Source organism: Streptomyces sp. NPDC090106, assembly GCF_044747265.1.
Lineage (GTDB): Bacteria > Actinomycetota > Actinomycetes > Streptomycetales > Streptomycetaceae > Streptomyces.
Genome location: NZ_JBIVDS010000006.1, coordinates 515,414 through 535,181 on the forward strand (window position 1 = coordinate 515,414; position 19,768 = coordinate 535,181).

Consider the following 19,768-nt stretch of genomic DNA (forward strand, 5'->3'; position numbering starts at 1 on the left):
CGCACATGACAGAGCTCGTCCGGCCGCGCCGGCTCGCCCCCGGCGCCCGGGTCGCCGTGGTCGCGCCCAGCGGCCCCGTACCCGGGGAACGGCTCCTGGCCGGGCTCGACGTGCTGCGCGGCTGGGGCCTCGACCCGGTCGTCGCACCCCATGTCCTGGACCGGCACCCGCAGTTCGGCTACCTCGCGGGCACCGACGCCGACCGGGCCGCCGACCTCCAGGACGCCTGGTGCGATCCGGCGGTGGACGCCGTGCTGTGCGCCCGGGGCGGCTACGGCACGCAGCGGATGGCCGACCTGCTGGACTGGGAGGCGATGCGGGCGGCCGGGCCGAAGGTGTTCGTCGGCTTCAGCGACATCACCGCGCTGCACGAGGCGTTCGCCGTCCGGCTCGGGCTGGTCACCCTGCACGGGCCGATGGCCGCGGGCCTCGACTTCGTCAAGAACGCGCGCGCCCAGGAGCACCTGCGGGCCACGCTGTTCGCGCCGGAGACCGTCCGCGTCATCACCTCCGGCGGCCGGGCCCTGGTGCCGGGACGGGCCCGGGGTGTCACGCTCGGCGGCTGTCTGTCCCTGCTCGCCGCCGAACTGGGCGGCGAGCACGCCCGTACGTCGGCGCGCGGCGGACTGCTGTGCCTGGAGGACGTGGGGGAGGAGACGTACCGGCTGGACCGCTGCCTCACCCAACTCCTGCGCGCCGGACGGTTCGACGGGGTCCGCGGGGTGCTCCTCGGCTCCTGGCAGGACTGCGGTCCCTACGAGAAGGTGCGGCCCCTGCTCGCCGACCGGCTCGGCGGGCTCGGCGTGCCGGTCGCCGAGGAGTTCGGGTTCGGGCACTGCGAGGGCGCGTCCACGATCCCGTTCGGGGTCGCCGCCGAACTGGACGCGGACGCCGGGACGTTGACGCTCGACGCGCCCGCGCTCGGCTGACCGGGCGACTCCCGGCCCGGTCCCGGCCGGGAGCGCCTGGCGCTTCGGCCCCGGCTCCCGAAGAATCATGCGTCACGGTGATTGACCCGGTCTGACACGTGTCACACCATGTCAACCGGCCGGTGCCTACCGGTCAGTACGCAGGGCTGCCCTCAGTGTGGAGGATTCCTTGTCCCGTCGTGTGCCCGGCTTCCGTGTCCCGCTCGCCCTCACCCTCGGCACCGCGCTCACCGTGCCCCTCGCGCTGACCGCACCGGCCACCGCCGCGACCGGCCAGTACACCGTCACCGCGCTGAAGCTCACCGTCCAGGCGGGCGGGCGCAGTTGCGTCGTCGACGCCGACCTGTACCGGCCCGCCGGCGTGGACCGCGCGCACCCCGCGCCCGCCGTGCTCGCCACCAACGGCTTCGGCGGCAGCAAGAACGACGGCTCCACGAACACCATCGGCAAGGCCTTCGCCGAACGCGGCTACGTCTCGCTCGTCTACTCCGGGCTCGGCTTCGGGCAGTCCGGCTGCCTCATCTCCCTCGACGACCCCGGCATCGACGGCACCGCCGCCTCCCAGCTCATCGACTTCCTCGCCGGGACGCGGGCCGCCGACGACGGCACCAGAGCCGACTTCGTCACCCTCGACCGCAGGGGCGACCCGCGCGTCGGCATGATCGGCGGATCCTACGGCGGCGCCGTCCAGCTGGCCACCGCCGCCGTCGACCACCGGGTGGACGCGATCGTCCCGATGATCACCTGGAACGACCTGGCGTACTCCCTGGACCCCAACAACGCCGCCGGCGCCCCGCGGGTGCCCGGCGCGTTCAAGTGGCAGTGGACCAACGGCTTCTACCTCATAGGGGAGAAACAGCCGATCACGGCCGCGAACCTGGACCCGTCCCGGATCAACTCCCTCGGCTGCCTCCACTTCGTCACCGACGCCTGCGACACCGTCCGCACCCTCAACGCGGGCAGCTACCCGGCCCAGGGCACCGAGGACCTGCTGTCGTACGCCCGCGGCGTCTCCCCGGTCACCTACCTCGACCGCGTCAAGGCGCCCACGCTCCTCGTCCAGGGACAGGCCGACACCCTCTTCAACCTCAACGAGGCGACGGCCACGTACAAGGCGCTCAAGGCGCGCGGCACCCAGGTCAAGATGATCTGGCAGAACGTGGGGCACAGCGGGGGCATGGCCGCGGGCGAACTCGACCTGAGCCAGGGCAACCTGGAGGCCAGCTACGTCGGCCGGCGGATCGTCGCCTGGTTCGACCGCTACCTGAACCGGAGCAGGCACACCGACACCGGGCCCGCCTTCGCCTACTACCGCGACTGGATCACCGACCCCACCGACACCTACGCCACCGCCGACCGCGTCCCCTCCGCGAGCCGGACGCTGTACCTGTCCGGCGACGGCAAACTCGTCGACAACCGCCGCAAGGTCACCCGCGGCAGCCGGACCTACACCAACGCGACCGTGTCCACCAGCCACTCCGAGAGCTCCCTGTACGGCCTGCTCGGGCTGCCCGACCCGGCGCCCTACGACACCGAGGGCACCTACCTCGGCTGGACCAGCGCGCCCCTCACCCGCACCACCGACGTGGTCGGCGCGCCCCGCGCCACCCTCAAGGTCGACTCACCGGCCGCCGAGGCCGCCCAGCGCTCCGGCGACGCCGCCGACAAGCTCGTCCTGTTCGCCAAGCTCTACGACGTCGCCCCCGACGGCACCCAGACCCTCGTCCACCGGCTCGTCGCACCGGTCCGGGTGCCCGACGTGCGCCGCGGCTTCACCGTCACCCTGCCCGCGATCGTCCACCGCTACGAGAAGGGACACCGGCTGCGCTTCGTGGTCGCGGCGAGCGACGACGCCTACTTCGGGAACCGGGGCGTCAAGCCCGTCACCGTGGTGAGCGCGCCCGGCCGGACCGGGGTGCTGGAGCTGCCCGTGACCGGCCGCTGACTCACCCATAGGGCGGTACCCGCCGCGCGCGGGACGGTCTTCGGGCCCAGCCTGGTCGCATGAGCCCGAAGACCACCGAGAGCGGCGCCAAGGGTGGCGGCAGGAACCCGGCGCTGACTCCCGCACGGATCGTCGTCCTGCTCCTCGCCGTGCTCGCCCTCGTCTTCATCTTCGAGAACACCCACGCCACCAGGATCAGGCTCCTGATCCCCGAGGTGACCATGCCCCTGTGGATGGCCCTGCTCGCCACAGGCGTCATCGGCGCGCTGTGCGGGGCGTACTTCATGAGGCGCCGCAACTAGGGGTTGCTCCGAGGCTCCCCGCCCGCGCCCCGACGCCCGGCACGCACGCCCGCGACGGGCGGTTCCACCCGTCGTATGCTGCCCGGATGCCGCACACAGCACCGCCGTATCTCGCCGAAGGCCCGCGCGTGGGCATACGCCACATCACCCGGGAGGACGCCGGCGAGTTCACCGCGCGGGCCCGGGAGAGCAAGGCCCTGCACCATCCCTGGCTGTTCCCGCCGGACAGCACGGCCGCCTTCGCCGGCTTCGCGGGGCGGCTCATCGACGACCCGACCAAGGCCGGGTTCCTCGTCTGCGAGAAGGACGGCGAGCACGGCGCCGGGGCCCTCGCCGGGTACATCAACATCAACAACATCGTCGAGGGCGGCTTCCTGTGCGGCGCCCTCGGCTACGGCGCCTTCGCCCACGCCGCCGGACGCGGGCTGATGCGCGAGGGCCTCGGGCTCGTCGTCCGGTACGCCTTCGGCCGGATGCGGCTGCACCGCCTGGAGATCAACGTCCAGCCCGGCAACGCCGGTTCGATCGGCCTCGCCCGCTCCTGCGGCTTCCGCCTGGAGGGCTTCTCCCCGGACATGCTCTACATCGACGGCGCCTGGCGGGACCACGAACGCTGGGCGATCACCGCCGAGATGACGGGGAAGTGACGGCGATGCGCACCAGGGTCGTGCTCGACGCCCCCTCCAACCTCGGCCTGCGCCCGCCCGCGCCCGGCACCGTACCCGGCGTGTACAAGCTCGCCGGGGCACTGCGAGAGCAGCGGATCGTCCAGCGCCTCGGCGCGCTGGAGGGCGGGGTGGTGGTGCCCCCGCGCTACGACCGGGGCGACTGGCGCGAGGGCGACGGCGTGTTCAACGCGGCGGCCCTCGCCGCCTACACGGTCAAGCTGGCCGACCGCGTCGAACACCACGTGCGCGCCGGGGAGTTCCCGGTCGTCCTCGGCGGCGACTGCTCCATCCAGCTCGGCGCCTCCCTCGCCCTGCGCCGCCTCGGCCGCTACGGGCTCGTCGCCGTGGACGCGTCCGCGGACTTCCGGCACCCCGGCAACTCCGACCGGATCGGCGCCGCCGGAGGGGAGGAGATCGCCCTCGGCACGGGACGCGGGCAGGACGACCTGACCGACCTGGAGGGCCTGAAGCCCTATCTGCGGGACGAGGACGTACGGCTCGTCGGCAACCGGGACGCCTTCCAGGACGACCTCGCCGAACTCCGCGCCCTGAAGATCCCCGTCGTCACGGTCGGCGACCTGCGCGCATGGGGCGCCGACGCGCTCGCCCGCGCCACCGCCCAGTCCTTCGAGACCCCCGAACTGGACGGCTTCTGGCTGCACCTGGACGCCGACGTCCTCGACCCGTCCGTGATGCCCGCGGTCGACAGCCCCGACCCGGACGGCCTCCGGCCGGACGAACTCGTCTCCCTGCTGCGGCCGTTGCTGGCGTCCCCGCACTGCGTCGGCCTCAACGTCACCATCTACGACCCCGATCTCGACCCCGACGGCACGGCCGGTGCCCTCCTCACGGACGTCGTCGTGTCCGCCTTTGCGCAATCCTGACCGGTGGCTCCCCTGTTCAGCTCCCCGGCGAGCGGCTTCCATGGTGATCGTGACGACGATCCGACGTGAGGTACTGACGCTGCCCGCCGCGGAGTTGGGGCCCGACAACCCGCTGCCCCCGCTGCGGCCCCTGGACGAACTCCACCGCATCGACGACCGCGACGGCCTGCCGCGCGACATGGCCCGCCAGATCGGCTACGAACCCCTGCGCAGCCTGCTGCCCGTCCGCGTCCGGGACGGCTACGGACGGGTCCGCGCACCGCGCCCGGTCGACACCCTCGTCATCGAGAACGACCGGCTGCGCGCCACCGTCCTGCCGGGCCTCGGCGGCCGGATCGCCTCCCTGTTCCACAAGCCCACCGGACGCGAACTCCTCTACCGCAACCCGGTGTTCCAGCCCGCCGCGTTCGCCCTCAACGGCGCCTGGTTCTCCGGCGGCGTCGAATGGAACATCGGCGCCACCGGGCACACCACCCTGTCCTGCTCACCCCTGCACGCCGCCCGCGTACCCGCCCCGGACGGCGGCGAGATGCTGCGCCTGTGGGAGTGGGAACGCCTGCGCGACCTGCCCTTCCAGGTCGACCTGTGGCTGCCCGACGGCTCCGACTTCCTGTACGTCGGCGTCCGCGTCCGCAACCCGCACGAGCGCCCCGTCCCCACGTACTGGTGGTCCAACATCGCCGTACCCGAACGGCATCGCGTCCTCGCGCCCGCCGACGACGCCTGGCACTTCGGCTACGAGCGGCGGCTGCGCCGGGTGCCGGTCCCGTCGCACGACGAGATCGGGCGGCTGCCGCACGCCGCCGACTACTTCTACGACCTGCCCGAGGACCGGCGGCGCTGGATCGCCGCCCTCGACGCGGACGGCCACGGGCTGGTGCAGACGTCCACCGACGCGCTGCGCGGACGCAAGCTGTTCGTCTGGGGCGCGGGCCCGGGCGGACGCCGCTGGCAGGAATGGCTCACCGAACCCGGCACCGACGGCTACCGCGAGATCCAGGCGGGCCTCGCCCGCACCCAGCTGGAGCACGTACGGCTCGACGCGGAGAGCGAGGTGTCGTGGCTGGAGGCGTACGGGCCGCTCACCTCCCCGGCCGACCCCGCCGAGGCGGAGGCCCGGCTGGAGTCCGCGCTGCCGCGCGCCGACCTCGACGCCGCCCACGCCGCCTGGCGCCCCTGCGCCGACACCGAACCCCGTGAGACCCTCGCCGTCGGCTCCGGCTGGGGCGCCCTCGAAGTCCTGCGCGCAGACTGGAAGCTGCCCGGCACCCCCTTCGACGAGTCGACGCTCGGCGAGGCCCAGCACCCCTGGTTGCGGCTGCTGCGCGAGGGCGTGCTGCCCGAGCCGCGCCGGGTCCGGCCGCCGGGGGAGACCCTCGTCGCCCCGCACTGGCGGGACATGCTGGAGACCGCACCCGCGAGCCCGCACAGCGAGTACCACCTCGGCGTCGCCCAGTGGCACGCCGGTGACCGGGCCCAGGCGGTGCGCAGCTGGGAGCGCGCCCTCGAACTCGCCCCGTCGCTGTGGCCGTTGCTGCGCTGCCTCGCCGTCGCCGACCAGGACGGCGGAAACCCCGAGCGGGCCGCCGACCGGTACGCCGAGGCCTTCGACGACCTGTGCCGGGAGCGGCGCGACGCCGGGGAGCTGTGGACGGCGGCCACGGCCGCGCTCGGCCGCGAGGCCGTCGAGGCGCTGCTCGCGACCCGCCGCACGGCGGACGCCCGCTCGGTGTGGGAACGCCTGCATCCCGCGACCCGGGCCCGGGGCCGCTTCCGGCTGGTCGAGGCGGCGCTGCTCCTCGCCGAGGGGCGGCGCGACGAGGCCCGCGCCGTGTTCGAGGAGGGCTTCGAGGTCGCCGACCTCAGAGAGGGCGCCGAGGCCGTCGGACGGCTCTGGGAGCGGGTGAGCGAGGAGCCGGTCCCGGCCCGGTACGACTTCCGGATGCGGTGACCGGGCGCGGCCTCGGCTACGCCCCGCGCCGGTCCACGTACTCGTACACCGCCCCGTCCGGATGCATCACGATCAGGTTCCGGCCCGCCGGGCTCGCCACCGGGCCCGCGACGATCCGGGCGCCCAGATCGCTGAGCAGGCGGTACGCCTCGTCGACGTCCTCCACGGCGATGGTCGCGGCGACCTTGCGCAGCACCTCCAGTTCGGACTCCGGGCCGCTCATCAGCAGGAAGCAGCCGACCGCGGCGACCTCGACCCCACCGCGCTCGAAACGCAGCGCGGGGCCGCCCGCGAGGCGTTCGTAGAAGGGGACCGCGGCCTCCAGGTCGTCGACGCACACGCGCAGCGTGGTTCCCAGAATGTCCATGCGGACGAGCCTAGTTGGCCCTTCCGGGGCGTGAGATCACTTCACCGCATCACTTCACCGGATCACTTCACCGGATCACTTCACGGGATCACTTCACGGGATCCCCCTGGGGCCCACCGCCCGGCCGCACGGTGCCGGTGGGCCGCGGGCCACGTTACGGGGCCCGGGGTGCGGGTACCCGGCGCGGATGAAGAGCCTGGAGCACCCGGAAGAACACCTGGCCGAGCCCTCGCACGGCGTCCTCGGGGGCGGGGGGCCGTCGTGCTGACCGCCCTGGTGGTCGCGGTGGTGACCCTCGTGATCGTCGTGGCGGTCGTCCTGGTGGTGCGCGGCACGGCCGATCCCGCCGCACGGTACGAGGGCGGGCGCGGCGCGGGCCACGTCATCGGCGGCACACCGCCCGCGGCACCGCCCAGCGGCCTCGGCATGCCGTATCCGCCGCCGGTCCCGCCGACCCTGCCGGCGCCTGCGGCGGACGACCTGGACCCCGAACGGCCGCATCACCGGAGGTGACACGTGAACACCGCCGAACTCACCGAACTCGCCCAGCAGTTGCGCGTCGACAGCATCCGCGCCGCCGATGCCGCCGGCTCCGGGCATCCGACGTCGTCGATGTCCGCCGCCGACCTGATGGCCGTCCTCCTCGCCCGGCGTCTGCGCTACGACTTCGACCGTCCCGAGCATCCGGGCAACGACCGCCTGATCCTGTCCAAGGGACACGCCTCGCCGCTGCTGTACTCCGCGTACAAGGCGGCCGGTGCCGTCGACGACGCCGAACTGCTCACCTTCCGCGCACACGGCAGCCGCCTGGAGGGGCATCCCACGCCACGGCGCCTGCCCTGGGTCGAGACGGCCACCGGCTCGCTGGGGCAAGGGCTGCCGGTCGGGGCCGGGATCGCGCTGGCCGGGAAACGGCTGGAGCGGGCCGACTACCGGGTGTGGGTGCTGTGCGGCGACAGCGAACTCGCCGAGGGCTCCGTGTGGGAGGCCGCCGAGCACGCGGCGTACGAACGGCTCGACAACCTCACGGCGATCGTCGACGTCAACCGCCTCGGCCAGCGCGGCCCGACCCGGCACGCACACGACCTGGACGCCTACGCGCGCCGGTTCCACGCCTTCGGCTGGCACACCGTGCAGGTCGACGGACACGATGTGGACGCCGTCGACCGCGCCTACGGCGAGGCCCTGTCCACCACCGGCCGGCCCACGGTGATCCTCGCCCGCACCCTGAAGGGCAAGGGCGTCAAGGCGGTCGAGGACCAGGAGGGCGCGCACGGCAAGCCGCTCGCCGACGCCGCCGAGGCCGTCGCCGAACTCGGCGGTACCCGCGACCTGCGGGTCGATGTGCGCGAACCGCCCGCCACCCGTGTGATGGACCCCGCCCCGTCCGGACCTCTCGAACTGCCCCGCTGGGAGAAGGGGGCCGACGAGACCCCCACCCGTGACGCCTACGGACGCGCCCTCGTCGCCCTCGGCGCCGCGCGCGAGGACGTCGTGGCCCTCGACGGGGAGGTCGGCGACTCCACCCGCACCGGCTGGTTCGCCGAGGAGTTCCCCGAACGGCACGTCCAGTGCCACATCGCCGAACAGCAGATGGTCGCCACGGCCGTCGGCCTCGCGGCGCGCGGGTTCGTGCCCTGGGCCTCGACGTTCGCCGCGTTCCTCACCCGCGCCCACGACGTCGTCCGCATGGCCTCCGTCAGCGGCGCCGGCATCAACCTCGTCGGCTCGCACGCGGGTGTCGCCATCGGGCAGGACGGGCCGAGCCAGATGGGGCTGGAGGACCTGGCGATGATGCGGGCCGTGTACGGCTCGACCGTGCTGTACCCGTGCGACGCCAACCAGACCGCCCGCCTGGTGGCCGCCATGGCCGACCTCGACGGTGTCCGCTATCTGCGCACCTCGCGCGGCGCGACCCCGGTGATCTACGGGCCCGAGGAGGAGTTCCCCGTCGGCGGCAGCAAGGTACTGCGCTCCGGGGACCGCGACCGGCTGACGGTCGTCGCCGCGGGCGTCACCGTGCACGAGGCGCTGGCCGCCGCCGACGCCCTCGGCTCGCAGGGCATCGCGGTCCGGGTGATCGACCTCTACTCCGTCAAACCCGTCGACCGGCCCACCCTGCGCCGCGCCGCCGAGGAGACCGGCTGTCTGCTGACCGTGGAGGACCACCACGAGGAGGGCGGTCTCGGGGACGCCGTCCTCGAGGCGTTCCTCGACGGCCGCCCCACCCCCCGTCTCGTCCGCCTCGCCGTCCGCACGATGCCCGGTTCGGCGTCCCCCGACGAGCAGCTGCGCGCCGCCGGCATCGACGCCGGGTCCATCGCCGCGGCAGCCCTGCTGCTGGTGGAAGAGGCGATCGTCCGGTGAGCGGCCCGTCATCCCGCTGAGCCCACCCCGCTGAGCCGCACGCCGCCGTGGGGAGGCGGGGCGCGGTGGGTAAGAGCAAGCTGGGAGGGAACGTCCGGTGGGCGAGGCGGATGCCGGGAGGGAGCACGGGATGAGCGGACTGCGGTACGTCTACGCCGTCTGCCGTCCGCTCGGGGCGCCGCTCCAGGCCCAGTTGACCGGCGTCGCGGGCGATCCGCCCCGGCTGCTCCACCACCACGGCCTGGTCGCCGTCGTCAGTCATGTCCCGGAGCGCGACTTCGCGGAGGAACCGCTCCGCGCCCGGCTGGCGGACCCGGACTGGGCCGCCGCGACGACCCGCGCCCACCAGGGCGTCATCGACGCGCTCACCGTCGTCACCACCCCGCTGCCGCTGCGGTGCGCCACCGTCTTCCGGGACGACAGCGGCGTACGCACCATGCTGGAGGCGCGCGAGGCGGACTTCCGGCGCACCCTCGACCGGCTGGAGGGGAGGGTGGAGTGGGGGGTGACGGTGGACCGGCGGGGCGGAGCCGCCTCCAGCGGCGACCGATACGGCGAGGAATTCGGGAACCGGGTGCACCGGGCCCTTTCCGCCGTCGCCGAGGATTTCCGGCTGCATTCCCCGGGAACGCATGTGCTCGACGCCGCCTATTTGGTCCGGCGCGTCGAATGCGAGAAGTTCGTGGAACAAGTGGGCCTGCTGAACGGAACAGAAGGCGGCACGGGCGGGGCCGCCGAATTCCGGGTGGAACTCGACGGCCCCTGGGCGGCCTACTCCTTCACGGGAGAGCGGCCCTGACCCCGGTGGGAGAACCGGGGACGACTCACCACCTGTACCAGCGGCCCCGGCCTCCGGCCGCGTTCGTGCCACGTGCCAGGAATCCGAGCAGCCACAGGACCAGCACGGCGAGCGCGATCCACCAGAGAATCTTCACTGCGAATCCGGCGCCGAACAGGACCAGAACCAGAAGCAGTACCAGCAAGATGGGAACCATAGTGTGAACCTCCTGGCCTCCGTGTATCCAGGATTTCGCGGATCAGACGTCCTTCCGGCACAGAATCTCCCCGTGCAGCACGCTGAACCACGCGTCCTCCTGCCGCCCCCACTCCCGCCAGGCCTCGGACACGGCCCGCAGCTCCTCCTCGGTGGCGTGGCCGCCCCCGACGGCCCGCTCCGCGTACGCGGACGCCAGCGTCCGGTCCGCCCACAGGCCGCTCCACCAGGCCCGCTCCTCGGCGGTGGCGAACGTCCAGGTCGAGGACGTCGCTGTGATGTCCGTCAGCCCGGCCCGCAGCGCCCAGGACCTCAGCCGCCGCCCGGCGTCCGGCTCACCGCCGTTGGCCCGGGCCACACGCTGGTAGAGCGCCGCCCAGTCGTCCATCCCCGCTGACTCCGGGTACCAGGTCATCGCCGCGTAGTCCGACTCCCGTACGGCGATGAACCCGCCCGGCTTGACGACCCTGCGCATCTCGCGCAGCGCCTGCACCGGGTCGCCGACGTGCTGGAGCACCTGGTGGGCGTGGACCACGCAGAACGTGTCGTCCGGGAAGTCCAGGGCGTGCACGTCGGCCACGGCGAAGTCGATGTTCGTCAGGCCGCGCGCCTCGGCCGTGGCCCGCGCCTGCTCCAGCACACCGGCCGCGTGGTCGACGCCGGTGACACGGCCGTCGGGGACCAGGGCCGCCAGGTCGGCGGTGATGGTGCCGGGGCCGCAGCCGATGTCCAGGATCCGCATGTGGGGCTTCAGCGAACCGAGCAGATACGCGGCGGAGTTGGCGGCGGTCCGCCAGGTGTGCGAACGCAGCACCGACTCGTGGTGCCCGTGCGTGTAGACGGCGGTCTCCCGCGGTTTCGACATGGCTGAACTCCCCTTTTCGACGCGTTGCCGGTAGCCGACACGGTACGCGCGCATGTCGAATGATGAGACCGGCGTTTTGACATGTGGACTGACGATACGTCAGGGGGCAGGGTTCGGAGCCCGGTGGACGGCCGGGAGGGCCGCGGGGTGCCACGGGTACGCTGAGGTGGCCGTTTCTGGTCCGGGGGCGGTCACGATCACGGAGGCCCACCGCATGCGTCTGCTCCTCGTCCGACACGGCCAGACCCCGTCGAACCTCGCCTTCCTGCTCGACACCGCGATACCCGGCGCGGAGCTCACCCCGCTCGGCGAGCGGCAGGCCGCCGCCCTGCCCGAGGCGCTCGCCGGCGAGGACATCGACGCGATCTACGCCTCCACCCTCGTCCGCACCCAGCTCACCGCCGCCCCGCTGGCCGCCGCCCGCGGCCTCGACGTCCACGTCCGCGACGGCCTGCGCGAGATCGCGGCCGGCGACCTGGAGATGCTGCCCGGTCACACCGGCGCGGGCCGCGCCTACCTGGAGACCGTCTTCGCCTGGACCGCCGGCGACACCGCGCTGCGCATGCCGGGCGGCGAGAGCGGCGACGAGGTCCTCGCCCGCTACGACGCCGTCGTCGCCGAGGCCGCCGAGGGCGGCGCCGGGACCGTCGCCCTGGTCAGCCACGGCGCCGTCATCCGGATGTGGGCCGGGTACCGGGCGGACAACCTGGACGCCGGGCACGCCGGGTCCCACCTCCTGGACAACACCGGCGTGGTCGTCGTCGAGGGCTCGCCCGGCGACGGCTGGAAGGTGATCTCCTGGGCCGGCGCGACCGTCGGGGCCACCGGCCCCGGCACCGAGGGCGGACCGGCCGGCCGCCCCCTGGACCAGGTCGAATAACGGTTTGCCCGACGGTGCCCCGCACCCGCACAATGCGGCCTCATGGGACATCTGGAAGCCGCGCACCTCGAGTACCACCTCCCTGACGGGAGGGCGCTGCTCGGCGATGTCTCCTTCCGGGTCGGCGAGGGCGCCGTCGTCGCCCTCGTCGGGCCCAACGGCGCGGGCAAGACGACCCTGCTCCGGCTGATCTCCGGCGAGCTCAAGCCGCACGGCGGAACCGTCACCGTCGGCGGCGGACTCGGCGTGATGCGCCAGTTCGTGGGCTCCGTGCGCGACGAGACCACCGTGCGCGACCTCCTCGTGTCCGTCGCGCCGCCCCGCATCCGCGAGGCCGCGCAGGCCGTCGACCGGGCCGAGCACGGCATCATGACCGTCGACGACGAGGCCGCCCAGCTCCAGTACGCGCAGGCCCTGTCGGACTGGGCGGAGGTCCGCGGCTACGAGTCCGAGACGCTGTGGGACATGTGCACCATGGCCGCGCTCGGCGTCCCCTACGACAAGGCGCAGTTCCGGCAGGTGCGCACGCTCTCCGGGGGCGAGCAGAAGCGGCTCGTCCTGGAGGCGCTGCTGCGCGGCACCGACGAGGTGCTGCTGCTCGACGAGCCCGACAACTACCTCGACGTGCCCGGCAAGCGCTGGCTGGAGGAGCGGCTGAAGGAGACCCGCAAGACGGTCCTGTTCGTCTCCCACGACCGGGAACTGCTCTCCCGGGCCGCCGAGAAGATCGTCTCGGTGGAACCCTCCCCGGCCGGCGCCGACGCCTGGGTGCACGGCGGCGGGTTCGCCACCTACCACGAGGCGCGGCGGGAACGCTTCGCGCGGTTCGAGGAGCTGCGCAGGCGCTGGGACGAGAAGCACGCCCAGCTGAAGAAGCTGGTGCTCAGCCTTCGCCAGGCGGCCTCCATCAGCCATGAGCTGGCGTCCCGCTACCAGGCCGCGCAGACGCGGCTGCGCAAGTTCGAGGAGGCGGGACCGCCGCCGGAGCCGCCGCGCGAGCAGGACATCACGATGCGCCTCAAGGGCGGCCGTACCGGCGTGAGGGCCGTCACCTGCGAGGGGCTCGAACTGACGGGCCTGATGAAACCCTTCGATCTGGAGGTGTTCTACGGCGAGCGTGTCGCGGTCCTCGGCTCCAACGGCTCCGGCAAGTCGCACTTCCTGCGGCTGCTGGCCGGTGACACGGTGGCGCACACCGGGCAGTGGAAGCTGGGCGCGCGCGTGGTCCCCGGGCACTTCGCGCAGACCCACGCCCACCCCGAGCTGGAGGGCCGCACGCTCCTCGACATCCTGTGGAAGGAGCACGCCCAGGACCGGGGCGCCGCGATGTCCCGGCTGCGGCGCTACGAGCTGACCGCCCAGGCCGAGCAGGCCTTCGAGCGTCTCTCCGGCGGCCAGCAGGCCCGCTTCCAGATCCTCCTGCTGGAGTTGCAGGGCGTCACCGCCCTGCTCCTGGACGAGCCCACGGACAACCTCGACCTGGAGTCCGCCGAGGCGCTCCAGGAGGGCCTCGAAGCCTTCGAGGGCACGGTCCTCGCGGTCACCCACGACCGCTGGTTCGCCCGTTCCTTCGACCGCTACCTGGTCTTCGGCAGCGACGGACGCGTCCGCGAGACGGCCGAGCCGGTGTGGGACGAACGGCGGGTCGAGCGGGCCCGCTGACGGGGGAGCCGGGACGGCTGCGGGGTGCCGTCCCGGTTCGTACAGTGGAGGCGGAAGGCGAACCGCACACGACGAGTGGGACACCGCCATGACCGGAGTCGACCCCAGCCGCCTGGACGATCAGCAGCTCATGAAGGAGCTGGAGTCCGTCCACCGCACGCGCCACGACACCCTGCTGTACGGCTCGAACGACGCGCTGCGCGCCCACAACGGCCGGATGGCCGCGCTGGAGGGCGAGTACCTGCGGCGCAACCCGGGGCGCCGGGTCGCCTCCGGACGCACCCGGGCGGGCGCGCGCGAACGCGGCCGGGGCGAGCCGCAGACCCCCCGCGTCTGACCGCGCGACGGCGGTCGCCGCCACCTCGGAATAGTCGCCGCCACCTCGGAACAGGGGACTGACACGGCATACATGTGCGTGTACATTGCGGGCGTCAAGAATCTGCGCACCATCGAGGTTCGACCCGTCCGAGTCTCCGAGGGGGACCCGTGCACAGAGGCATGATCGGTCTTGTCGCAGCGGCGCTCGTGGTGGGTGCCGCCGGGTGCGGGTCCGGGGGGTCGGGCGGCGACGCCGGCCCGTCCGCGGACACCGGCAAGGGGAGGACGACGGTCACCGTCGGCGTCATCCCCATCATCGACGTGGCGCCCCTCTACCTGGGCAAGGAGAAGGGCTTCTTCGCCGAGCGGGGCATCGAGGTGAAGACGGTGACCGCACAGGGCGGCGCCGCGATCATCCCCGGGGTGGTGAGCGGGCAGTTCCAGTTCGGGTTCAGCAACACCACCTCGCTGATGATCGCCCAGACCAAGAAGGTGCCCGTCAGGTCCGTCGTCAACGGAGCCGCCTCCAACGGCGAGGTGGGCGCCGACGTCACCGGCGTCCTGGTCAAGAAGGACAGTCCCGTCCGGACGGCGAAGGACCTCGCCGGACGGACCGTCGCCGTCAACACCCTGAAGAACATCGGCGACACCACGGTCCGCGAGTCCGTGCGCAAGGCGGGCGGCGACCCCTCGAAGGTCACGTTCGTCGAGATCCCCTTCGACCAGATGCCCGCCGCGCTCGACGGCGGACGCGTCGACGCCGCCTGGATGGGCGACCCCGCGAAGATCACCGCCGAGGAGCAGGGCGCCCGCGTCATCGCCTCCCCGTTCGCCGAGACCGACCCCAGGCTCACCGTCGCGACCTACTTCACCTCCACCCAGCTCACCGAGCGGAACCCGGAGCTGGTCGAGAAATTCACCGCAGCGATGACCGAGTCGCTCACCTACGCCGCCGCCCACCCCGACGAGGCCCGGCGGATCCTCACCACCTACACCAGGATCAGCGCCGACGTCATCGACAAGGTCACCCTGCCCAGCTGGCCCGCCGAGGTCGACCTGCCCTCCCTGGAGAAGCTCGCCTCCCTCGGCGAACAGGACGGCCTCTTCGGCGACGAGAAGCCCGACATCCCGGCGCTCTTCTCCTAGGAGGTGTCAGCGAGGTCCCGGCGCACCGCCCCGGCGGAACCGGCCGGGGCCGGGTCCGCCGCCCGACACCCGTGACACCGCCGTTTCACCCGCTCGGCCCCCGCCCTTCCCGCCAATGGGCCCGGGCCGCGCGCGGGCCCGCCGCAGGAACGGTCAGATGGCCCTAGGGGTGCGCTCGCGCGAGCGGCGCCTCCCGAGCGGACCGTCGAGGGTGTGCGCCACCCTGGGTACGCGGAGCACAGTGGCAGCTCACCCGGAGGTACGGATGCGGCGGACGGACCTGGAAGGCCACGGCCCCGTCCGGTTCGGGCCGACCCTGCCGGACGAGGGGCTGCCCGTGCTTCCCGACCTGTCGGCCGTCCTCGCCGCCGCGGCGGCCCGGGGCGGCGCCGAACCCGTCGGCGGCGGCCCCGGCCTCCTGGAGGCGGCGTGCGGCTACTGGGCCCGGCGCGGACTGCCCGCCGGGCCCGAACGCGTCGTCGCCGCCCCCGGCGCCCCCTCCCTGCTGCTCGCGCTGACCGCCGCGCTCGGCGGCGACGTCCTGGTGCCCCGGCCCTGCGCCGCCTGGTGGGCGCCCTACGCGCGCCTGCTGGGCCGGCCCGTGTTCCACGTCGCGACCCCGGCGGAGTGCGGCGGCGTCCCCGACCCGTACGCCCTGCTGGAGACCGTGCGCCGGGTCCGCGACGAGGGCGGTGACCCCCGGCTGCTCGTGCTGTCCGTCGCCGACGACCCGACCGCCACCGTGGCACCGCCCGAGGCGCTCCACGAGGCCGTCGAGGCCGCCGCCTCGGCCGGACTGCACCTGGTCAGCGACGAGACCTGGCGCGACACCCTGCACACGCCCCACGGCACCGTGCTCCTCAGCCCCGCCGAGATGCTGCCCGACCGGGTCACCGTCGTCACCGACCTGGCCGGTGCGCTGCTGCCGCCGGGCTGGCCCGCCGCCGTCGCCCGCTTCCCCGAGGGCGACCTCGGCGACCGGCTGCACGCGCGCGTGCTCGACGTCCTCACCGCGCTCGGCGCCTGCGTGGCCGCCCCGGTCGCCGCCGCGGCCGGCTACGCGCTCACCGAACCCGAACCCGTCACCACGCGCGTGCGCGCCGCCGTGGACCTGCACGCGCGCGTGGCCGCCGACGCGCACGCCGTCGTCGTCAAGGCGGGCGCCCTGGCCCGCCCGCCGCAGGCCGGACGCCACCTCTACGTCGACCTCGGCCCGCTGCGCGGCGCCCTCGGCGCGCACGGCGTCGGCGACGCCCAGGACCTGGAGGACTTCCTCACCGCCCGCCTCGGCATGCCCGCGCCGGGCGGCCAGCGCTTCGGCGACGACCTCGGCGCCCTGCGCGTCCGGCTCTCCACCTCGGCGCTGCTCGGCACGGCACCGGCGGCGGCCGGGGAACGCCCCGGTCCGCCCGGACCGCCGGAACCGCCGCCCGCGGCAAGCCCGTTGACCACTCTGAAGTCGGTTTTCGACGACCTCCGCGACGACGCTCAGCGATGGGAGCCTCCTCGATGACGCAGCAGTCCGAGTCGACCACCACGAGCACGACCAGGGAGACCGACGACCCGGCCGCGGCTCCCCCCTTCGCGCCCCCGTACCCGCCGCTCGCCGAGCCCCGTCCGCTCGGCGAGCGCCGTGTGTGGCCGCGCACCTTCCACGACCGCCTCACCGCACCGCTGCCCGGCCTCAAGGCCCTGGCCCGGTTCGCCCGCGAGGGCTCCGCGCGCCCCGCCCGCGAGGGCCTCGCCGACGTCCCCCGCATCCCCTTCGCCCCCGGCCCGCTGCCCCGCCCGGACGCCCGCACGGTCGCCGTCTCCTGGGCGGGACACGCCAGTTGGGTCCTCGGGATCGGCGGGCTGACCGTCCTCACCGACCCCGTCTGGTCCCGCCGCATCCTCGGCACCCCGAGCCGGGTCACCCCGGTCGGCGTGCCCTGGGACGCGCTGCCGCGCGTCGACGCCGTCGTCATCAGCCACAACCACTACGACCACCTGGACGCCCCCACCCTGCGCCGCCTGCCGCGCGACACCCCGGTGTTCGTGCCCGCCGGGCTCGGGACCTGGTTCCGCCGCCGCGGCTTCACCCGGATCAGCGAGCTCGACTGGTGGGAGGCGGTCGAACTGGGCGGTGTCCGCTTCGACTTCGTGCCCGCGCACCACTGGTCCAAGCGCAGCCTCACCGACACCTGCCGCAGTCTGTGGGGCGGCTGGGTGCTCACCGACCCCGACGGCACCCGTGTCTACTTCGCCGGGGACACCGGCTACGGCCACTGGTTCTCCCGCATCGGCCGCCGCTACCCCGGCATCGACCTCGCCCTCCTGCCCATCGGTGCCTACGACCCCCGCTGGTGGCTCAGAGACGTCCACTGCGACCCGGAGGAGGCCGTCCAGGCCGTACAGGACCTCGGGGCGCGGCGGATGGCGCCCATGCACTGGGGCGCGTTCGTGCTGTCCGCCGAACCCGTCCTCGAACCGCTCACCCGCGTCCGCGAGGCCTGGGCCAGGACCGGCCGCGACCGCTCCGACCTGTGGGACCTCCCCGTGGGAGCCTCACGCCTCCTGCCCCGGAGCGCCTAGCGCCCGCTCACGCCTTCGCCGTGCCGCGGATCCGGCGCCACAGCGAGGGGGCCGCGCTGATCAGCACGGTCAGGGCGACCGCCGCGACCACGCCCTCCCAGGGCTCCTGGAACAGCGACCCGCCCAGGATGCCGATGAGCTGGTACGTCAGGGCCCAGGCCAGACAGGCCGGGAGGTTGCCCCGGACGAACCTGCGCACCGGCCAGTCGGCCATCAGACAGGCCAGCATCACCGGGATCCGCCCCGCCGGCACCATCCGGGACAGCACCAGCACCGTCACCCCGTGCTCGGCCAGCTTCCCCTGGGCCTGCGTCAGCCGGTCCTCCGGGGCACGCGAGCGGATCGCCTCCAGCCAGCGCGAGCCGTTCTTCGAGCGCATCCCGCGCCGCCCCAGCCAGTACAGCGTCGCGTCCCCGAGGAACGCGGCCAGGGACGCCGTCACGAACACCAGCAGCATCGAGAACGGCGCCGTCTGGTGGAACGCCACCACGGCCGCCGAGCTGACCAGCGCGCCCGTCGGCACGACCGGCACCAGCGCCCCGATCAGCACCAGCAGGAACAGCGAGGGATAGCCGATCGCCCGCTGCGTCGTCTCCGGCGGAACCGTCGAGGAGGCCGCCGCGAGCAGGACGACCGGCGTCGCCGGAAGACTCACCGGGTCACCTCCGGGCGCACGCTCTGCCCGTGCCCGAGCAGATGCACCGCCACACCCGGCGCACGCTCGGCGGCCAGGCGCACGAACTCGGCGCCGGGAGCGTGGAACTCATGGGGGCGCACGGCGTCCATCCCGATCGGCCAGTACGTGCCGTAGTGCACCGGAACCGCGCTCACCGGGTCGAGCCGGGCCAGCGCCTGCGCCGCGCGCCCCGCGTCCAGATGCCCCTCGCCGAGGTAGGGCCCCCAGCCGCCCACCGGCAGCAGCGCCACGTCGACCGGCCCGACCTCCTTCGCCATGTCGTCGAACAGCCCGGTGTCCCCGGCGAAGTACGTGCGCGCCTCGCCCTCCACGACATAGCCGAGCGCGGGGGAGCGGTGCGGTCCGACCGGCAGCCGCCGCCCGTCGTGCCGCGCCGGAACCGCCCGTACGACCAGGTCGCCGACCACCGTCTCGTCGCCCGGCGCCGTCTCCACGACCTGGAGGTGACCGAGCCGGCGCAGCGCGGGCACCGCACGGAGCGCGCCCCGGGGCACGAGCAGGCGCGTGCCCGGGGCCAGTCTCCTCAGTGAGGGAAGGTGCAGATGATCGGCGTGCAGATGGGACACGAGTGCCACGTCGGCACTCCAGGCGCCCGGTGGGGGCAGCGCGCCCCGGCGGCGCCGCAGATGCGCGAGCCGTCGTGCGAACAGAGGATCAGTGAGCACACGCACGTCCGAATCCTCGATCGTGCAGGTGGCGTGACCCCACCAGGTGATCTCCACCGGCACCTTCTTTGCCTCCTTCGCGCGACTCCCCGAAGCCTACGGGCAGGAGTAGGGTCGGCGGCGAAACCCGGAGGTGAGGGGGGACGCCATGGGATGGGTGCGGGTCACGGCGATCGCGAGTCTGACGCCGCTGGAGGAGCTGGAGGCCGATCCCTTCCTGGTGGACTCCCGCAGCCAGCACGCCATGTGCGCCCGCTGGGCCGCCGAACGCGGCTACAGCGTCAGCCGGGAACTGCTCGTGCGCGGCCTGAGGCCCGACCACTGCGTCCTGTGGGACGGCGTCCGCGCCGGCTCCGACCTTTTCGTCGCCCCGAGCCGCCGCGTCCTGGAGAGCGCCCTGTCCTCCGTCGAGGACTTCCTCGCCGAGTGCGCACGTCGCGGGGTGCGCGTGGAGACCGTGGGCTCCGCCGAACCCGCCTACGACGCCCAGATGAAGGCCAGCGTCCACCGCCGGCTCTCCATGCCCACGGCGGGCTACGACGGCCGGTAGCCCG

The 19,768-nt window shown here is 73.8% G+C and carries 21 protein-coding genes; 16 read left to right on the forward strand and 5 right to left on the reverse strand.

The features are described from left to right. The first annotated feature begins 5 nt into the window (after window positions 1–5). The 6 genes from ACIPSE_RS22380 (at window position 6) to ACIPSE_RS22405 (ending at window position 6,679) form a co-directional block, all read left to right on the forward strand. Window positions 6–929 (forward strand): LD-carboxypeptidase, encoded by a 924-nt coding sequence (locus ACIPSE_RS22380; protein WP_401664912.1) that lies wholly within the window; start codon window positions 6–8, stop codon window positions 927–929. Between the two features lie 169 nt (window positions 930–1,098). After that, the gene (locus ACIPSE_RS22385; RefSeq protein WP_401664913.1) at window positions 1,099–2,874 is read left to right on the forward strand and encodes a CocE/NonD family hydrolase; all 1,776 of its coding nucleotides are present in this window, start codon (window positions 1,099–1,101) and stop codon (window positions 2,872–2,874) included. 59 nt (window positions 2,875–2,933) lie between these two features. Further along, a complete protein-coding gene (locus ACIPSE_RS22390) occupies window positions 2,934–3,176 on the forward strand; it encodes a LapA family protein (protein ID WP_401664914.1) in 243 nt (80 codons plus the stop codon). 86 nt (window positions 3,177–3,262) lie between these two features. Then, entirely contained in the window at window positions 3,263–3,823 is a 561-nt protein-coding gene (locus tag ACIPSE_RS22395) for a GNAT family N-acetyltransferase (RefSeq protein ID WP_401664916.1), read from the forward strand. 5 nt (window positions 3,824–3,828) lie between these two features. Continuing rightward, on the forward strand, window positions 3,829–4,728 hold the full coding sequence (locus ACIPSE_RS22400; protein ID WP_401664917.1) for an arginase family protein: 900 nt from the start codon (window positions 3,829–3,831) through the stop codon (window positions 4,726–4,728). A 40-nt stretch (window positions 4,729–4,768) separates the two neighbouring features. After that, on the forward strand, window positions 4,769–6,679 hold the full coding sequence (locus ACIPSE_RS22405) for a DUF5107 domain-containing protein (protein WP_401664919.1): 1,911 nt from the start codon (window positions 4,769–4,771) through the stop codon (window positions 6,677–6,679). A gap of 16 nt (window positions 6,680–6,695) precedes the next feature. Here the strand turns inward: ACIPSE_RS22405 and ACIPSE_RS22410 are convergent, their stop codons facing one another. Continuing rightward, complete coding sequence (locus tag ACIPSE_RS22410) at window positions 6,696–7,046, reverse strand: VOC family protein (RefSeq protein WP_401664921.1); 351 nt, start codon at window positions 7,044–7,046, stop codon at window positions 6,696–6,698. 261 nt (window positions 7,047–7,307) lie between these two features. On the opposite strand from ACIPSE_RS22410, the gene ACIPSE_RS22415 reads away from it, so the two are divergent. The 3 genes from ACIPSE_RS22415 (at window position 7,308) to ACIPSE_RS22425 (ending at window position 10,212) form a co-directional block, all read left to right on the forward strand. After that, complete coding sequence (locus ACIPSE_RS22415) at window positions 7,308–7,559, forward strand: hypothetical protein (protein ID WP_401664922.1); 252 nt, start codon at window positions 7,308–7,310, stop codon at window positions 7,557–7,559. A 3-nt stretch (window positions 7,560–7,562) separates the two neighbouring features. Beyond that, window positions 7,563–9,413: a transketolase gene (locus ACIPSE_RS22420; RefSeq protein ID WP_401664923.1), complete on the forward strand. Its 1,851-nt coding sequence runs from the start codon at window positions 7,563–7,565 to the stop codon at window positions 9,411–9,413. 130 nt (window positions 9,414–9,543) lie between these two features. Next, window positions 9,544–10,212 carry a GvpL/GvpF family gas vesicle protein gene (locus ACIPSE_RS22425; RefSeq protein WP_401664924.1) on the forward strand — a complete coding sequence of 223 codons (669 nt, stop codon included), beginning with the start codon at window positions 9,544–9,546 and terminating at the stop codon, window positions 10,210–10,212. A gap of 25 nt (window positions 10,213–10,237) precedes the next feature. Here ACIPSE_RS22425 and ACIPSE_RS22430 read toward each other — a convergent pair whose 3' ends face one another. Both ACIPSE_RS22430 and ACIPSE_RS22435 read right to left on the reverse strand, forming a co-directional pair. Continuing rightward, entirely contained in the window at window positions 10,238–10,408 is a 171-nt protein-coding gene (locus ACIPSE_RS22430; RefSeq protein ID WP_401664925.1) for a hydrophobic protein, read from the reverse strand. Window positions 10,409–10,450: 42 nt separating this feature from the next. Continuing rightward, window positions 10,451–11,272 carry a class I SAM-dependent methyltransferase gene (locus ACIPSE_RS22435; RefSeq protein WP_401664926.1) on the reverse strand — a complete coding sequence of 274 codons (822 nt, stop codon included), beginning with the start codon at window positions 11,270–11,272 and terminating at the stop codon, window positions 10,451–10,453. A gap of 214 nt (window positions 11,273–11,486) precedes the next feature. Between ACIPSE_RS22435 and ACIPSE_RS22440 the strand changes: the two genes are divergently transcribed. The 6 genes from ACIPSE_RS22440 to ACIPSE_RS22465 all read left to right on the forward strand — a co-directional run bounded on the left by ACIPSE_RS22440 (window position 11,487) and on the right by ACIPSE_RS22465 (window position 17,852). Then, complete coding sequence (locus tag ACIPSE_RS22440; protein ID WP_401664927.1) at window positions 11,487–12,152, forward strand: histidine phosphatase family protein; 666 nt, start codon at window positions 11,487–11,489, stop codon at window positions 12,150–12,152. A 42-nt stretch (window positions 12,153–12,194) separates the two neighbouring features. Next, entirely contained in the window at window positions 12,195–13,814 is a 1,620-nt protein-coding gene (locus ACIPSE_RS22445; protein ID WP_401664928.1) for an ATP-binding cassette domain-containing protein, read from the forward strand. Window positions 13,815–13,902: 88 nt separating this feature from the next. After that, window positions 13,903–14,151 carry a DUF6158 family protein gene (locus ACIPSE_RS22450; protein ID WP_401664929.1) on the forward strand — a complete coding sequence of 83 codons (249 nt, stop codon included), beginning with the start codon at window positions 13,903–13,905 and terminating at the stop codon, window positions 14,149–14,151. A 161-nt stretch (window positions 14,152–14,312) separates the two neighbouring features. Beyond that, on the forward strand, window positions 14,313–15,278 hold the full coding sequence (locus tag ACIPSE_RS22455; protein WP_401665056.1) for an ABC transporter substrate-binding protein: 966 nt from the start codon (window positions 14,313–14,315) through the stop codon (window positions 15,276–15,278). A gap of 265 nt (window positions 15,279–15,543) precedes the next feature. Then, window positions 15,544–16,791 (forward strand): aminotransferase class I/II-fold pyridoxal phosphate-dependent enzyme, encoded by a 1,248-nt coding sequence (locus ACIPSE_RS22460; protein ID WP_401665058.1) that lies wholly within the window; start codon window positions 15,544–15,546, stop codon window positions 16,789–16,791. Then, on the forward strand, window positions 16,788–17,852 hold the full coding sequence (locus ACIPSE_RS22465; RefSeq protein WP_401664930.1) for an MBL fold metallo-hydrolase: 1,065 nt from the start codon (window positions 16,788–16,790) through the stop codon (window positions 17,850–17,852). The genes ACIPSE_RS22460 and ACIPSE_RS22465 overlap by 4 nt, the downstream gene beginning before the upstream one ends. A 7-nt stretch (window positions 17,853–17,859) precedes the next feature. Here the strand turns inward: ACIPSE_RS22465 and ACIPSE_RS22470 are convergent, their stop codons facing one another. Together ACIPSE_RS22470 and ACIPSE_RS22475 are read right to left on the reverse strand one after the other, a co-directional pair. Next, entirely contained in the window at window positions 17,860–18,507 is a 648-nt protein-coding gene (locus ACIPSE_RS22470) for a DedA family protein (protein WP_401664931.1), read from the reverse strand. Next, window positions 18,504–19,277, reverse strand: coding sequence for an MBL fold metallo-hydrolase (locus tag ACIPSE_RS22475; protein ID WP_401664932.1), 774 nt, complete (start codon window positions 19,275–19,277; stop codon window positions 18,504–18,506). Before ACIPSE_RS22475 ends, ACIPSE_RS22470 begins: the two co-directional genes overlap by 4 nt. Before the next feature lie 85 nt (window positions 19,278–19,362). Here ACIPSE_RS22475 and ACIPSE_RS22480 point away from each other — a divergent pair, with 85 nt between their 5' ends. Beyond that, complete coding sequence (locus ACIPSE_RS22480) at window positions 19,363–19,764, forward strand: hypothetical protein (RefSeq protein WP_401664934.1); 402 nt, start codon at window positions 19,363–19,365, stop codon at window positions 19,762–19,764. Window positions 19,765–19,768 lie beyond the last annotated feature (4 nt).

What these genes read in the sequence shown, in the direction of transcription:
- ACIPSE_RS22410 (WP_401664921.1), bottom strand. Translation starts at nt 7,046, where the DNA reads ATGGACATTCTGGGAACCACGCTGCGCGTGTGCGTCGACGACCTGGAG.
- ACIPSE_RS22455 (WP_401665056.1), top strand. Translation starts at nt 14,313, where the DNA reads ATGATCGGTCTTGTCGCAGCGGCGCTCGTGGTGGGTGCCGCCGGGTGC.
- ACIPSE_RS22425 (WP_401664924.1), top strand. Translation starts at nt 9,544, where the DNA reads ATGAGCGGACTGCGGTACGTCTACGCCGTCTGCCGTCCGCTCGGGGCG.
- ACIPSE_RS22395 (WP_401664916.1), top strand. Translation starts at nt 3,263, where the DNA reads ATGCCGCACACAGCACCGCCGTATCTCGCCGAAGGCCCGCGCGTGGGC.
- ACIPSE_RS22450 (WP_401664929.1), top strand. Translation starts at nt 13,903, where the DNA reads ATGACCGGAGTCGACCCCAGCCGCCTGGACGATCAGCAGCTCATGAAG.
- ACIPSE_RS22405 (WP_401664919.1), top strand. Translation starts at nt 4,769, where the DNA reads ATGGTGATCGTGACGACGATCCGACGTGAGGTACTGACGCTGCCCGCC.
- ACIPSE_RS22460 (WP_401665058.1), top strand. Translation starts at nt 15,544, where the DNA reads ATGCGGCGGACGGACCTGGAAGGCCACGGCCCCGTCCGGTTCGGGCCG.
- ACIPSE_RS22435 (WP_401664926.1), bottom strand. Translation starts at nt 11,272, where the DNA reads ATGTCGAAACCGCGGGAGACCGCCGTCTACACGCACGGGCACCACGAG.
- ACIPSE_RS22380 (WP_401664912.1), top strand. Translation starts at nt 6, where the DNA reads ATGACAGAGCTCGTCCGGCCGCGCCGGCTCGCCCCCGGCGCCCGGGTC.
- ACIPSE_RS22390 (WP_401664914.1), top strand. Translation starts at nt 2,934, where the DNA reads ATGAGCCCGAAGACCACCGAGAGCGGCGCCAAGGGTGGCGGCAGGAAC.
- ACIPSE_RS22400 (WP_401664917.1), top strand. Translation starts at nt 3,829, where the DNA reads ATGCGCACCAGGGTCGTGCTCGACGCCCCCTCCAACCTCGGCCTGCGC.
- ACIPSE_RS22430 (WP_401664925.1), bottom strand. Translation starts at nt 10,408, where the DNA reads ATGGTTCCCATCTTGCTGGTACTGCTTCTGGTTCTGGTCCTGTTCGGC.
- ACIPSE_RS22445 (WP_401664928.1), top strand. Translation starts at nt 12,195, where the DNA reads ATGGGACATCTGGAAGCCGCGCACCTCGAGTACCACCTCCCTGACGGG.
- ACIPSE_RS22465 (WP_401664930.1), top strand. Translation starts at nt 16,788, where the DNA reads ATGACGCAGCAGTCCGAGTCGACCACCACGAGCACGACCAGGGAGACC.
- ACIPSE_RS22440 (WP_401664927.1), top strand. Translation starts at nt 11,487, where the DNA reads ATGCGTCTGCTCCTCGTCCGACACGGCCAGACCCCGTCGAACCTCGCC.
- ACIPSE_RS22480 (WP_401664934.1), top strand. Translation starts at nt 19,363, where the DNA reads ATGGGATGGGTGCGGGTCACGGCGATCGCGAGTCTGACGCCGCTGGAG.